Annotated in this window: 12 protein-coding genes; 5 read left to right on the forward strand and 7 right to left on the reverse strand. The window is 69.1% G+C overall.

Annotation, left to right across the window (positions count from 1 at the left end; genetic code table 11):
* The first annotated feature begins 106 nt into the window (after positions 1 to 106).
* Entirely contained in the window at positions 107 to 1,378 is a 1,272-nt protein-coding gene (locus tag H1D24_RS43530) for an acyl-CoA dehydrogenase family protein (RefSeq protein WP_181656631.1), read from the forward strand.
* Positions 1,379 to 1,395: 17 nt separating this feature from the next.
* On the opposite strand, the gene H1D24_RS07755 is transcribed toward H1D24_RS43530, so the two are convergent.
* The 3 genes from H1D24_RS07755 to H1D24_RS07765 are packed head-to-tail and all read right to left on the reverse strand — an operon-like array spanning position 1,396 to position 4,560.
* Positions 1,396 to 2,175, reverse strand: a complete 780-nt coding sequence (locus H1D24_RS07755; protein WP_181656761.1) for a carbohydrate ABC transporter permease — start codon at positions 2,173 to 2,175, stop codon at positions 1,396 to 1,398.
* 50 nt (positions 2,176 to 2,225) lie between these two features.
* Complete coding sequence (locus H1D24_RS07760) at positions 2,226 to 3,281, reverse strand: carbohydrate ABC transporter permease (RefSeq protein ID WP_181656632.1); 1,056 nt, start codon at positions 3,279 to 3,281, stop codon at positions 2,226 to 2,228.
* A gap of 1 nt (position 3,282) precedes the next feature.
* Positions 3,283 to 4,560 (reverse strand): extracellular solute-binding protein, encoded by a 1,278-nt coding sequence (locus tag H1D24_RS07765; protein ID WP_181656633.1) that lies wholly within the window; start codon positions 4,558 to 4,560, stop codon positions 3,283 to 3,285.
* Between the two features lie 329 nt (positions 4,561 to 4,889).
* Between H1D24_RS07765 and H1D24_RS07770 the strand changes: the two genes are divergently transcribed.
* Both H1D24_RS07770 and H1D24_RS07775 read left to right on the forward strand, forming a co-directional pair.
* The gene (locus tag H1D24_RS07770; protein ID WP_181656634.1) at positions 4,890 to 5,642 is read left to right on the forward strand and encodes a DeoR/GlpR family DNA-binding transcription regulator; all 753 of its coding nucleotides are present in this window, start codon (positions 4,890 to 4,892) and stop codon (positions 5,640 to 5,642) included.
* On the forward strand, positions 5,639 to 7,000 hold the full coding sequence (locus tag H1D24_RS07775) for a 6-phospho-beta-glucosidase (protein ID WP_181656635.1): 1,362 nt from the start codon (positions 5,639 to 5,641) through the stop codon (positions 6,998 to 7,000). The genes H1D24_RS07770 and H1D24_RS07775 overlap by 4 nt, the downstream gene beginning before the upstream one ends.
* Positions 7,001 to 7,295: 295 nt before the next feature.
* On the opposite strand, the gene H1D24_RS07780 is transcribed toward H1D24_RS07775, so the two are convergent.
* Together H1D24_RS07780 and H1D24_RS07785 are read right to left on the reverse strand one after the other, a co-directional pair.
* The gene (locus tag H1D24_RS07780) at positions 7,296 to 7,682 is read right to left on the reverse strand and encodes a DUF2889 domain-containing protein (RefSeq protein ID WP_258563908.1); all 387 of its coding nucleotides are present in this window, start codon (positions 7,680 to 7,682) and stop codon (positions 7,296 to 7,298) included.
* Positions 7,679 to 8,485: an enoyl-CoA hydratase-related protein gene (locus H1D24_RS07785; protein ID WP_181656636.1), complete on the reverse strand. Its 807-nt coding sequence runs from the start codon at positions 8,483 to 8,485 to the stop codon at positions 7,679 to 7,681. The genes H1D24_RS07780 and H1D24_RS07785 overlap by 4 nt, the downstream gene beginning before the upstream one ends.
* 208 nt (positions 8,486 to 8,693) lie before the next feature.
* Between H1D24_RS07785 and H1D24_RS07790 the strand changes: the two genes are divergently transcribed.
* Positions 8,694 to 9,497: a FadR/GntR family transcriptional regulator gene (locus H1D24_RS07790; RefSeq protein WP_181656637.1), complete on the forward strand. Its 804-nt coding sequence runs from the start codon at positions 8,694 to 8,696 to the stop codon at positions 9,495 to 9,497.
* Between the two features lie 116 nt (positions 9,498 to 9,613).
* Positions 9,614 to 10,795, forward strand: a complete 1,182-nt coding sequence (locus H1D24_RS07795) for an amidohydrolase family protein (protein WP_181656638.1) — start codon at positions 9,614 to 9,616, stop codon at positions 10,793 to 10,795.
* A 73-nt stretch (positions 10,796 to 10,868) separates the two neighbouring features.
* Here the strand turns inward: H1D24_RS07795 and H1D24_RS07800 are convergent, their stop codons facing one another.
* Positions 10,869 to 11,993, reverse strand: a complete 1,125-nt coding sequence (locus H1D24_RS07800) for a serine hydrolase domain-containing protein (RefSeq protein WP_181656639.1) — start codon at positions 11,991 to 11,993, stop codon at positions 10,869 to 10,871.
* Positions 11,986 to 13,443, reverse strand: a complete 1,458-nt coding sequence (locus tag H1D24_RS07805; protein WP_309484241.1) for a class I adenylate-forming enzyme family protein — start codon at positions 13,441 to 13,443, stop codon at positions 11,986 to 11,988. The genes H1D24_RS07800 and H1D24_RS07805 overlap by 8 nt, the downstream gene beginning before the upstream one ends.
* Positions 13,444 to 13,454 lie beyond the last annotated feature (11 nt).

The raw sequence follows: 13,454 nt of genomic DNA on the forward strand, positions 1-13,454 counted from the left end.
CGCCCCTGGCTCGCCGCTGCTCCTCGCTATTCCTCTAAAATAGATAACCCATTACGCTGAAACTATCAACACGGCGAAGGGCTGGCCGAACCAGGAGGCAGTACAGGTGGACATCAGCTATCCCCCGGAGACCGAGGCGTTCCGCAGCGAGGTCAAGGGCTTCCTCTCCGACGCCCTCCCGGCCGACTGGAAGGGCATCGGCGCCCTCGACGAGGACGCCGCCTGGGCCTTCGCGCGCGACTGGCGCCGGCGGCTCGCCACGCGCGGCTATCTCTCGCTCACGTGGCCCGAGGAGTACGGCGGCCGCGGCCTGTCCAAGCTCCACCAGGTCGTCCTGATGGAGGAACTGGCCCTGGCCGGTGTGCCGTTCGGGCTGCCGCAGGACACGTTCGGCGTGAAGATGCTGGCGAACACGCTGCTGCGCTGGGGCACGGAGGAGCAGAAGGCCCACTTCCTCCCGCGCATCCTCAGCGGCGAGGACACCTGGTGTCAGGGGTACTCGGAGCCGGACGCGGGTTCGGACCTCGCCTCGCTCAGGACTCGCGCGGTACGCGACGGTGGGGGCACCTCCCGCTCATGGGGGTCCCCCCGCTCGAGCGAAGCCGAGAGTGGGGGAGAATGGATCATCGACGGCCAGAAGGTGTGGACCTCAGGCGCCCACCACAGCGACTGGATCTTCGTCCTGGCCCGCACGAACCACGACGCCCCCAAGCACCGCGGCATCTCTTTCCTCCTCGTCCCGCTCCACCAGCCTGGCGTCGAGGTGCGGCCCTTCCGCATGATGAGCGGCCAGCTGCACTTCAACGAGGTCTTCTTCAACGGCGCCCGCACCCGGGCCGATCTCGTGGTGGGCGGCGTCGACAACGGCTGGACGGTGGCCCAGAGCCTGCTGGGCGTGGAGCGCGGGGAAGAGGCGGCGACCAACCCCATCCTGTTCAAGGCGGAGGTGGAGCGCCTCGTCGAGCTCGCGCGACTGTACGGGAAGGACCAGGATCCGGTGATCCGGCAGCGGATCGCCTGGTGCTGGTCCAAGGTCGAGATCATGCGCTATCTCGGCTACCGGATCCTCACCGGCTGGCTCAAGGGCGCCGGGCCAGGGCCCGAGTCGTCGATCGCCAAGCTGTACTGGAGCGAGTACCACACCAAGGTCACCGACCTGGCGATGGACATCATGGGCCTGCACGGCCAGGTGCCGGTCGGGCGGCCGCCCCTGCGTACGTACCGCACCGACGACCCCGGCGCGGCGAACTCCTCGGCGTCCTGGTCGACGACGTACCTGATCGCCCGCTCGGGCACCATCTACGCGGGGACGTCGCAGGTGCAGCGCAACATCCTCGCGGAGAAGGTGCTCGGGCTTCCGCGGGAGCCGAGGGTCTGATCATCCGCCGGCTGCCGTCAGCGCAGGGCTCCCTTCGTGGCGTCGGCGATGAAACCGCGCGCGAAGAAGGTGAACACCAGCACCAGCGGGATGACCGCGAGCAGCACCCCGGACATCACCATGCTGTAGTCGGTCGAGTGGCCCGCGTACAGCTGCGCCAGCGCCACCTGGAGGGTCAGCTCGTCCGGGTTGACCAGCATCACCAGCGGCAGGATGTAGTCGTTCCAGGCGGCGATGAATGTGTAGATGCCGAGGAACGCCAGGGCCGGGCGGACGCACGGCAGCACCACGTGCCAGTACTGGCGGAAGAACCCGGCGCCCTCGATCCGGGCCGCGTCGAGCAGTTCGTCCGGGACGCCGGTGCTGGTGTACTGGCGCATCCAGAAGATGCCGAAGGCGTTGGCGGCGGCGGGCACGATGAGCGCCTTGAGCGTTCCGAGCCAGCCCAGCTGGACCATGATCTCGTACTGCGGGATGATCGCCAGCTGGGTCGGCAGGATGTACATCGCCAGCAGCAGGCCGAACAGGAACTTCTTGCCGGGGAATTCGTACTTGGCGAAGGCGAAAGCCGCCAGGGAGTCGAAGAACAGCACCAGCAGCGTCGTACAGACCGCCACGATCACCGTGTTGAACAGCGACCCGAAGAAGTCCATCTTGTCGAACAGGTGCTGGATGTTGGTCAGCAGGTTGCCGCCGAACCACAGCTTCGGCGGGTAACTGTAGATGTCCTGCGAGGTGTTGGTCGCCATGACGATGATCCAGTAGAACGGGAACACCGAGATGACGACACAGATCATCAGCACGACATGGACGCTCAGGCCCCTCAGGCGCTTGCGGTTCTGGCTGTTCACGGCCGTCGCTCCTTACGCTGCACCAGGCGCCAGTTGATGGTGACGATGAGCAGGATCAGCAGGAAGAAGGCCCAGACGATCGCGGCGGCGTAACCGAAGTCGTTGTTGTCGAAGGCCTGGTGGTAGAAGTACAGCAGCGTGGTCAGGCCCGCCTGGCCCGGCCCGCCGGAGTTGGGGTTGGTCGACGCGTCGCTGCCGAACAGCACCTGGGGTTCGGTGAAGCTCTGCAGGCCGGTGACGGTGGAGACGACCACGGTGAACAGGATGATGGGCCGCAGCATGGGGATCGTGATGGAGAAGAAGATCCGCACCGGTCCGGCCCCGTCCATCTTCGCCGCCTCGTACAGCTCCGAGGGAATCGCCTGGAGGCCGGCCAGGTAGATGATGGCGTTGTAGCCGGTCCACTGCCAGGTCATCAGCGCCGCGATCACCAGCTTGATCGTCCACTCGTTGCTGAGCCATGGCACGGCCGACAGGTGCATCGACTGCAGGATGGCGTTGATGAGCCCGAAGTTGTTGCTGAAGATCGCGCCGAAGAAGATGGCGATGGCCACCAGCGAGGTGATGCTGGGGATGAACAGGGCGACCCGGTAGAAGGCCGTGAAGCGCCGGACGGAGTTCACCAGCACCGCGAGCACCAGCGCCATGAAGAGCATCGGCACGGTGGACAGCACCCAGATGACCACGGTGTTGCGGAGGGACAGCCAGAACACCGGGTCGTCCCACAGGAAGCGGAACTGCTGGAGCCCGACGAACTGCATCTCCCCGATGCCGTCCCACTTCTGGAACGCCAGATACACGGTGTAGAGCATCGGGAAGAGCATGAAGACCGAGAAGATCAGGTAGTACGGCGAGACCGCCAGATATTGCGGAAAGTACCTGGCGATCCCGCGTCGCGGCCCGCGCCGGCCCCCGGCCGACACCGGCCGGATCCGGCGGCCGGGCCGCCCCGGACCGCGGTGGCGGTCCGGGGCCGGCTGCCCCGAGGGTCCGGTGGCGGGTCCCGAGGACGGACCGGTGGCGGCCGGACCGGCTACCGGGCTTGACGACATGTCACTTCACTCCCTGCCGCTGGGCTATCTGCTTTGCCTGGCTGACCGCGTCCTTCCAGGCGGTCTCGGGGTCCTTGCCCTTGGCCTCGACGTTGGTCAACTCGTTGAAGTAGGCGGCCGAGACCGCCGCGTCGGCCGGGGCCTCGTAGGCGGCGGGGATCTTCTCGGCCGCCGGGCCGAAGATCTCGATGGTCTTCTGGCCGCCGAAGAAGGCGTCGCCGCCGGTCAGTGCCGGCAGTTCGTACGCGGCGGGTGCGGTCGGGAACAGGGCCGCGTCGGTGAAGCCGCGGGCCTGGTTCTCGGGGCTGAGGATCCACTTGATGATCTCGAAGGCCTTTTCGGGGTTGGCGCAGGTCGAGGGGAGGCACAGGAAGGATCCACCGAGGTTGGACGGTCCGCTCGGCAGGCTGGCCACCCGCCACTTGCCCTTGGTGCCCGGGGCGGCGTTGGAGATGTCCAGCGCGTGCCAGGCGGCGCCTATCTCCGTGCCCAGGGTGCCGTTGCCGATGGCGGCGTTCCAGGTGTTGTCGTTGATCTTGGCGTCGATGCCGAGGGTGTACGGCTTCACGGCCGTGGTCCAGGCGGTGCGGATGTGGTCCTGATCGCCGATGAACTTGTTGTCCGCGTCGATGTACCGCGAGGTGCCCTGGCCGACGGCCATGCTGAACACCGCGCCGATGTTGTTGACCAGGAACGTCTTCGGCACGGCCTTGTGCAGTTCGACACCGGCCTCGAAGTAGGCGTCCCAGGTGGACAGTTCGGAGGAGACCTTGGCCGGGTCGGTGGGCAGCCCCGCCTTGGCGAAGAGGTCCTCGCGGTAGTACATCGCGCAAGGGCCGATGTCGATCGGGAAGCCGATGAGCTTGCCGTCCTGGGTGGTGGCCTGCTTCAGCTTCCACGACAGGTACTCCGGGGCCAGCTTGTCCATGCCGAGGGAGTTCAGGTCGAGGAAGCGGCCAGCGTTGGGCAGGAAGGAGGCGATGTCCTCGCCCTTGATGCCGGTGATGTCCGGGGCGGTCTGGGCGGTCTTCATACCGGTGAGCAGCTTGGTCTTGAAGTCGCCGCCGATCACGGACGTCTTCAGGCTGACGTCGGAGAACTGCTTCTCGGCGTCGGCGACGACCTTGTCGCTCAGGCCGCCCGCCCAGTACCAGAACTTCAGGTTCTTGCTGTCCTTGCTGCCGCTCTCACCGGTGCCGCCGCCGCACGCGGCGGTGGCACCTGCTGCGGCGGCTGTCAGTACGGCGGCCTGGAGGAATCGTCTGCGGGAAAGGTCCACGGTCTTCTCCTAGTATTCGGCGTGTCCGGCGAGGACCTGCGAGCGTGGGCGACGGCGGGGCGGCGGGTATCCGGCAGTTGAGGGGCGGCGGCGTCCCCCGAGCACACCTCGCTGCCCGGAGCAGGCGACGTGGTCCTCTCGGACGGTGCCGACGCGTTGGTGGCGGCGAAGACGCCGTTTCCCTGGCTTCGGCCGACCGGAGTGGGTTTCCGGGCCTGGCTCGAATTACGCAAGAGATTGCACGCTGTGCGCGGCTTTGACAAGGCTCAAGCAGATAACAGTCAATCCATGCGTGACTTTGCTCGACTCTGACGAGTATGGTCAGCGCCATGCTCCCGGACCGACGACATCAGCTGATCCTGCGCGTCCTGCGCGCTGACGGGCCCACCACGGTGACGTCCCTCGCCGAGAAGGTGGGGGCCAGCCAGGCCACCATCCGGCGCGACCTCGTGCAACTGGAGGACGAGGGACTGCTGAAGCGGGTCTACGGCGGCGCAGCTCCCCTCGTAGGTGAGGACGATCCGTTCGCCGACGTGGCCGCGGTCCGTGTCGAGGCCAAGGATGCTCTGGCCGCCTGGTGCGCGGATCTGGTCAGGGACGGAGAGACGGTGCTGCTCGACATCGGCACCACGGCCCACCGGGTGGCCCGCCATCTGCACGGCCGGTCCCTGACCGTGATCACCAGCAGCCTGGCCGTCTACGAGGAGCTCCAGGACGACAAGGACGTCCAGCTGATCCTGCTGGGCGGCATGGTCCGGCGCGACTACCGCTCCCTGGTCGGGTTCCTCACCGAGGACAACCTGCGGCAGATCCACGCCGACCGGCTGTTCCTCGGCACCAGCGGTATCCGCCCCGACGGCCAGGTGCTGGACACCACCGCCGTCGAGGTGCCCGTCAAAAGGGCGATGATCGCCGCGAGCGCCCAGGTGGTCCTGGTGGCGGACGCGGGCAAGTTCCCCGGCACCGGAATGGCCCGGGTGTGCGGGCCTGAGGACCTCGACGTCGTGGTGACCAACGCCCCTGGGGACGAGAAGACCTGTAGCCGACTGCGCGAGGCGGGAGTTGAGGTGGTCGAAGTATGAGACTCACGATTCTGGGTGGCGGCGGCTTCCGGGTGCCGTTGGTCTACCGGGCGCTGCTGGGCGACCGCGGCGAAGGACGCGTCACCCACCTGACCCTGTACGACCTGGACTCCACCCGGCTCACGACCATCCGCAAGGTCCTCGCCGACCAGGCGGCCGGACACCCCGACCCGCCGGCCGTCACCGTCACCACCGACCTGAACGAGGCGGTCACCGGAGCCGATTTCGTGTTCTCCGCCATCCGCGTCGGAGGCCTCGCCGGACGCGCGGCGGACGAGCGCATCGCCCTGGATGAGGGGGTGCTGGGCCAGGAGACCGTGGGCGCGGGCGGCATCTCGTACGGGCTGCGCACCGTCCCGGTGGCGCTCGACATCGCCCGCCGCATTGCCGCCCTGTCCCCCGACGCCTGGGTCATCAACTTCACCAACCCCGCCGGCCTGGTCACCGAGGCCATGACCGCCCACCTCGGCGACCGCGTGATCGGGATCTGCGACTCCCCGGTGGGCCTCGGCCGCCGGGTGGCCGGGGCGCTCGGCATCGATCCGGCGCGCACCCGCCTGGACTACGTGGGCCTGAACCACCTGGGCTGGCTGCGCGGCCTGTACGCCGACGGCCGGGACCTGCTGCCGTCCCTGTTCGAGGACGAGGCCGCCCTGACCTCCTTCGAGGAGGGCAAGCTCTTCGGCGCCGACCTGCTGCGCACACTCGGCGCGCTGCCCAACGAATACCTGCACTACTACTACTTCAACCGCGAGTCGGTCGGTTCCGCGCGGGCCGCCGAACAGACCCGCGGCGCCTTCCTCCACTCCCAGCAGCAGCGCTTCTACGACTCCATGAGCACCGCCGACACCGCGCCGCCCGCACCCCGCGCCGCCTGGCACGCCTGGGACGCCACCCGCCTGGAGCGCGAGACCACCTATATGGCCGAGAACCGCGACGCCGTCGGCATGGGCGAACGCGACTCCTGCGACCTGGAGTCCGGAGGCTACGAGAAGGTGGCGCTCTCCCTCATGCGGGCCATCGCCCTGGACGAGCGCGCCACCCTCATCCTCAACGTCCGGGGCCGCGGCCGGATCCCCGTCCTCGACGACGACGCCGTCATCGAGGTCCCCTGCCACGTGGACGCCAACGGCGCCCACCCCATCGCCGGAGCCCCGCTGCCCGACCACGGCACGGGCCTGGTGTGCGCGGTCAAGGCGGTCGAGCGCGCGGTCATCCACGCCGCCACGACCGGAGACCGCGCCCACGCGGTCAAGGCGCTGACCATCCACCCGCTGATCGACTCGTACGCCGTCGCCAAGCGCCTGCTGGGCGCCTACCAGCGCCACTTCCCCGAACTCGCCTACCTGGGCCGGTGACCGTCCGCAGCGCTGCCCGGAGTGCCGCTCGTCGAGCGGCAGGAGGAGCGGGAGCGGCTGTCCCCCAAGCCGCTTCTCGGGCCCGAAGTCAGGGGCCGGACGGGCTCGATTCCCGTCCCTCGAAAATCTCGAGCGGCGGCACCGGGCGCGGCCCGGTGCCCGGACGCCAGCCCGTGTCCAGCTTGCGCAGGCCCACTCCATCCGGCGCCCAGATGTGGCAGCTGTTCAGCACGCCCGCGGTCGACCGCGGGTCGTGGGTCGCCTTGCCGGCGGCGGCACGGCGACGTGCGCGCGCCTAGATGGCCGCCTGTACGACGGCGGGACCGAGCACGCGGGCCAGCTCGTACAGGTGCGAGCAGCCGGACACCCCGCGGAACCGCTCCTGGATTGCCCGGTTGTATCCGGCGGCGACGCTGAGCCCGACCAGGCTGTCGAAGGCCGGGGTGATCCGCGGGCACTCGGCGTGCGGGAAGGTCCGCATGTCCGCATCGGCGGCCACGATCACCATGTCCGCGAGGCGAATCCGTACCGCGAGCACCATCCGGTGGACGACGCCGCCCGGCGGCTCCTCCCAAGGGCGCTCGTCGCGCAGTTCCGCCTCGACCGAGATCTCGTCGTCATCCTCCTCATGGGCGGTGACGGTGATCGAACGGCGGTGCAGCGGGAGTTCGGCGCGCGTCATGCCGACACCTCCCCCAGCGCCGCGAACTCCGGCTGCCGGCGCTCGATGAAGCTCCGTACTCCCTCACGGTAGTCCGGGGCGCGCTTCGCCGTGGCCAGCAGCGCGGCGGCGCTGTCGCGGCTCTCGGTGAAGGTCTTCGACTGGTCGTCGGCGAGCTGCCGCTTGATGAGGGACATCGCGTACGGGCTGGCCGAGCGGGCCAGTTCCGTCGCGTACGCGATCGCCGTCGGCAGCAGCTCCTCAGGCTCGGCCAGGCGGTTGACCAGGCCCATCGCCAGAGCCTCCGTCCCGGTGATCCGGCGCGAGGACAGCAGCAGATCGCTGGCGTTCCCGTATCCCACGAGCCGGGGCAGGATCCACGACACACCGTCCTCGGCCACCAGGCCGCGTGCGCTGAAGGCGGCGGCGAACTTGGCGTGGCGCACGGCGAACCGCACGTCGCACATCAGCGCCTGGTTGAATCCGATGCCCGCGCAGGCGCCGTTCACGGCAGCCACGACGGGCTTCGGGAAGGACATGGGCCGGGTGCGCGGCGGCAGCTCGTCGGTCGGCCACGGCCTGGCGCCGGACGATGCTCCGTCCAGCACGCTCATGTCCATCCCCGGGCAGAAGCTGCGCCCGGCCCCGGTGAGGACCACGGCCCGCACGCGGGGATCCGCCTCGGCGAGGTCGAACAGCTCGTTGTAGAGCAGCTCCATCTCCAGGGTCCAGGCGTTGTGCCGCTCGGGCCGGTTCAGGGTGAGCAGCATGACCCCGTCGTCGGTGAGGTCGGTGAGGATCACCGGGGTCGGGTTCTCGGTCATCGAGGTCACTCCCACGAGGCCGTTCGGATTATAGCTAGATGAATCATCTATATACCAAGGGCCACCCCAAGGCCCACCCCAAGGGCCACTCCAAGGGCCACCTCGAGACCAGTGGTATCGCATCCAGGAGACCGATCACTCAGCCTTGACCCTGGTACCCTCGATGCACTAAGCAGATTCATTTTGCTATATACGAGGAGACTCCACCGTGGCCGAGGCCGCCCGCGCAGCAGAGACGCCGACCGTGCCCACCCCCGCCCGCGGCCGCGTCGGACGCCAGGTGCGCGTACCGAAGACCGCCGAACTGGTCGCAGGCCACCTGCGCCGCCAGATCGTGCGGGGCGAGCTGAAGCCAGGCGACGCACTGCCGCCGGAGTCCGGGCTGATGGAGCAGTTCGGCATCTCCCGGCCGACCCTGCGCGAGGCGTTCCGCGTCCTGGAGTCGGAGTCCCTGATCACGGTACGCCGCGGGGCTCACGGCGGCGCCCGGGTGAGCGCCCCCGACGCCGATGTCGCCGCCCGCTTCGCCGGCCTGATTCTCGAGTACCGCGGCGCCACCCTGGGCGACGTCTACCGCGCCGCGGCCCTCATCGAGCCGCCCTGCGCGCGCCAGCTCGCCACCAAGCACACGGCAGCCGACATCAAGCGGCTGCGCGACGCGGTCGCCGCCGAGAAGGCCGTCCTGGACGACCCTCTCGCCCTGGTGGACGCGCAGGACGCCTTCCACGCCCTGCTGGTCGAACTCACCGGCAACCAGACACTGATCCTCCTCTGCGGCATGCTGCGCACCATCATCGACCGGGCCAACGCCTCGTACACCGCGGCCGCCGCCGACGCCGAGACCCAGAAGGCCCAGGCCCTCAAGGGACACCGGGCCCATGTCCGGCTGGTCGGCATGATCGAGGCCGGAAAGGCGGACGAGGCCGAGAAGCTGTGGCAGCGCCACATCTCGGGCGCCGACGACGTCGTGAACGCGGCAGGGCCCAAGACGGTGCTCGAACTCATCGACTGACCGCCAGACCGAACACCTCCGAGCCATATCGTCATCACCCCTTGCAGCCTGGAAACAGTTAGATAATTATAGGAGGCGTACTGAATAGATAGCTCTGGGGTCCGGAGGCGACGGCCATGGCCGAACAGCGCAAGCGCATCTTCGACTGCGACCAGCACATGTACGAGGAACGGGACTCGTTCACCCGCTATCTCCCGAAGGAGTTCCTCGGGCAGGCAGTGGCCCCGGTGACGCTGCCGGACGGCCGCGAGGTCATCCTCGCCGGGGACCGGATCGTCGTCTGCCTCGAGCCGGAGTTCGGGCAGGTCTACCGGCCCGGTTCGCTCAAGGAGATGCTCAAGGCGATGGCGTCGGGCAACCCCGACGAGACGTACCAGTTCGAGCCGATGCACGAGGCGTACCAGAACCGCGACGCCCGGCTGCGGGTCATGGACGAGCAGGGCCTGGACCAGACGATCATGTACCCGGGCGGCTGGGCGCTGGTCGCCGAGGAGTATGTGCAGGGCGTCGAGCCGCTCTACGCCAACTACCACTCGTTCAACCGCTATATGAACGAGGTGTGGGGCTTCAACCACCAGGACCGCATCTACTCCCCCGCCCTGCTGTCCCTGCGCGATCTGGACCACGCGGTGAAGGAACTGGAGTACGTCCTCGAGCAGGGCGCCCGGTTCATCATGCTGCCGACCGGGCCGCAGTACGGCCGCTCGCCGGGCGACCCGTACTTCGACCCGTTCTGGAAGCTGGTCAACGAGGCCAAGGCAAGCGTCTGTTACCACATCAGCGAGTTCTACTACAACTCGCACGTCGCCCCGGCCTGGGGCCACGACCCGAGCCCGATCCACTTCCGGATGTCCGCGTGGCAGTGGATGAACACCTACGGCCAGCGCCCCATCGAGGAGACGCTGTCCGCGCTGATCTTCGACAACCTCTTCGGGCGCTTCCCCGACATCAACGTCCTGGTGTCCGAGTTCGGCGCCGAGTGGGTGCCGCACTTCGTCCGCCACATGGACAAGAGCCGCGGCATGGGCCGCAACGGACCGTGGATCGGCGGTCAGCTGGACGAGCGCCCCAGCCAGATCTTCCGCAAGCACGTCCGCGTGGTGCCCTACCCGGAGGACGACATCCCGGGCCTGGTGAAGCGCCTCGGGTACCACGAGTCCATCGTGATGGGCTCGGACTTCCCCCACGCGGAGGGCATCGCCAACCCGGCCGACTACCGCAAGCTCCTCTCGGGGCTCGACGAGTCGGTCCAGGACGACATCATGTACAACAACGCTCAGCAGCTGATCAGCCGTTGAGCGTCACGATCCAGTAGAGCGGGGCCCGGTACCGAAATCGGTACCGGGCCCGCTCCATGTCCGCCGGGGAAACTCAGTCGACGAGGTCGGCCGCGAGGTTCGCCAGGTTCATCAGCAGTGCCGTGCCGCGCCGCGAGTGGTCGTAGCCCGCGAGCGGGTAGCCGTTGCTGAGGCAGGCGAAGGACAGGCCGGTCTCGGGGTCCATGAAGCCCAGTTGGTACGCGGCTCCTGCGCTGCCGAAGAGCGACGGCGAGCCGGTGGACGGCAACTGGCTGCCGGCGTCAGGCCCGGCCACGGTAACGAACAGCCCCATGCTGGTACGTCTGCCGCTGCCGCCTCCATAGATCTGCTCACCGTACGGGTGGTCCGTCAGCCGGATCCGGGAGCCCTCCGCCACCGCCTCCGGCTTCCACAGGCCCGAGTGCTCCAGCGCCTGGAAGTACAGCGCGACATCGGCGGCGGTGGCGACCAGCGCGTGGCTGGGTTCTCCCGCCGCCAGGACGCGCGGATCGGACAGATACCAGGGTCCCCAGGGGTCGGCCTCCTCGTCGTCGCTGGTGCGGTCGGTGGCGATCATCGGGGCGACGGTGCCCGGCTGCCGGTCCACCGGGACGCCGAGCTCGATCGACGACAGGCCGAGCGGCCGCGCTATCCGCTCCTGCAGATACTCGGCGAAGGGCAGGCCCGTACGCCGCTCGACGATCTCGGCGATCAGCCAGGCAGCCGAGGTGAGATGGAACTGAAAGCGGCTGCCCGGCGGGTAGTCGAGCCGCCAGCGGCCGAAGGCGGCGAGCCGCTGCTCCCGGTCCAGCATCTTCGGATGGCCGAGCGGCGCGAAGGGGAATCCGGCGGTGTGCGTGAGCACCTGCTCGACCGTCACCGTCTCCTTCCCGTTCGGTGCGAACTCAGTGATGATCGCGGCGACTTGCTCGCTCACATCCAAGAGTCCCTCACCGATCAGCTTCCACACGACGCCCGCGACGATCGACCGTCCGACGGACTGCAGGATGTACCGCGTGTCCGGGTCGGCGTCGCCCCACGTCTCGAAGGCCACCAGCCGGCCGCCCCGGGCGACGGCGACCTGGGCGGACGGCAGCGGCCCGTGGTCGACTTCCAGGCGGATCCGGCGCAGGAGCACGTCCAACCGGTGCGGGTCGACGCCCACGGTGACCGGGCTGACAACCGAGTGGTCAATCATGGATTCCTCCTTGGTACGGCTCCCGCAGGCCCCGCCGTACGACCTTGCCGTTGGCGTTGCGCGGCAGGTCGTCCACGAACCACCAGCGGACGGGGACCTTGAACCCGGACAGCCGGGCGCGGGCGTACGTCCTGAGCGCCGCCGGTTCCGGTGGGGCGTCGGGGTCGGCCGGCACGACGAAGGCGACGACGGTCTGGCCGAGCCGCTCGTCCGGAGCGCCCGTGATCGCCACGTCCGCGACGCCGGGATGCGCGGCCAGGACCGTCTCGACCTCCAGGGGGTGGACGTTCTCGCCGCCGCGGATGATCATGTCGCTCCGCCGGCCCGACAGGTAGAGGTAGCCGTCCGGCGACACCCGGCCCAGGTCGCCGCTGTGCAGCCAGCCGCCCGCGTCCACCCGGAAGAGATGGTCGGCGCGGGCGAGGATCTCGCCGACGCCGTCCGGACTGGCATCCCGTACCCGCACCTCCACGCCGGGGGCGGCCCGTCCGACGGAGCGCAGGAGCTCGGTGCGTCCGGCGACCGCCTCGCGGTGGTCCTCGGGGGTGAGCACGCTGATGGGCGAGCCCTCGGTCTGTCCGAACATGTTGAGCATGCGGACGCCGGGCATCGCGTCGTACGTCCGCCGCAGTGTTTCCGGGCGGATGGGCGCGCCGCCGTACTGGAGGACTCGTAGCGCTTCGTGGGGTGCCTGACCGGCCGCCAGCAGCGTCTCCAGCATCGCCGGGACCATGCTCGTGTGCGTGGTCCCGAGCTCCCGCAGCAGAGCCCAGCCCTCGACGGTGAAGCGGGGCAGTCCGGTGACCACCGCGCCGGCGGCGAGGGCGACGGCGATGTTGCCGAGGCCCGCGATGTGGTGGAAGGGCGCGCTGCCTCCGTAGAAGCTGTCGGGGTCGAGCGCGCACAGCAGTCCGTTGACGCGGGCGCGGGCGGCCAGCCGTCGCTGGGTCATGGGGACGGGTTTGGGGATGCCCGTCGTCCCGGAAGTGTGCAGGACGGCGGCGAGCGCGTCGGGTTCTGCGGTCAGCGCCCGACCGCTCGCGTGCAGTTCGGGGACGACGGCGAGCCGCCGACCCGACAGCTCGGCGACTTGCCTGCCGAGCTCGGCGAACTCCGGCTGGGCCAAGAGGACTTCGGCCCGCGTCGCCTTGACCACCGTGGCGATCTCGTACGGGGTCATGCGGACGCCGAGTGGGGCGAGCGGATGGCCGGAGCCTGCGCCGCCGATGACCAGCGCGAGGGCGTCGGCGGAGGTGGCGACCAGCGCGGGCACCGGTTCGCCGGGTTCGAGGTCGAGGTCGAGGCCGAGCGTGTCCAGCCAGTCCGCCGCGCCGCCCGCCCGGTCGAGGAGCTCGCGTCCGGTCCAGGTCAGGTCACCGAACCGGACGGCGGGACGGGCATGGTCGTAGGCACGACTCACCATGGCGGTCCAGGTGGCTGCTGCCGTCACTGCCTCCTGCG

It is taken from the genome of Streptomyces himalayensis subsp. himalayensis (assembly GCF_013778455.1).
Classification (GTDB): domain Bacteria; phylum Actinomycetota; class Actinomycetes; order Streptomycetales; family Streptomycetaceae; genus Streptomyces; species Streptomyces himalayensis.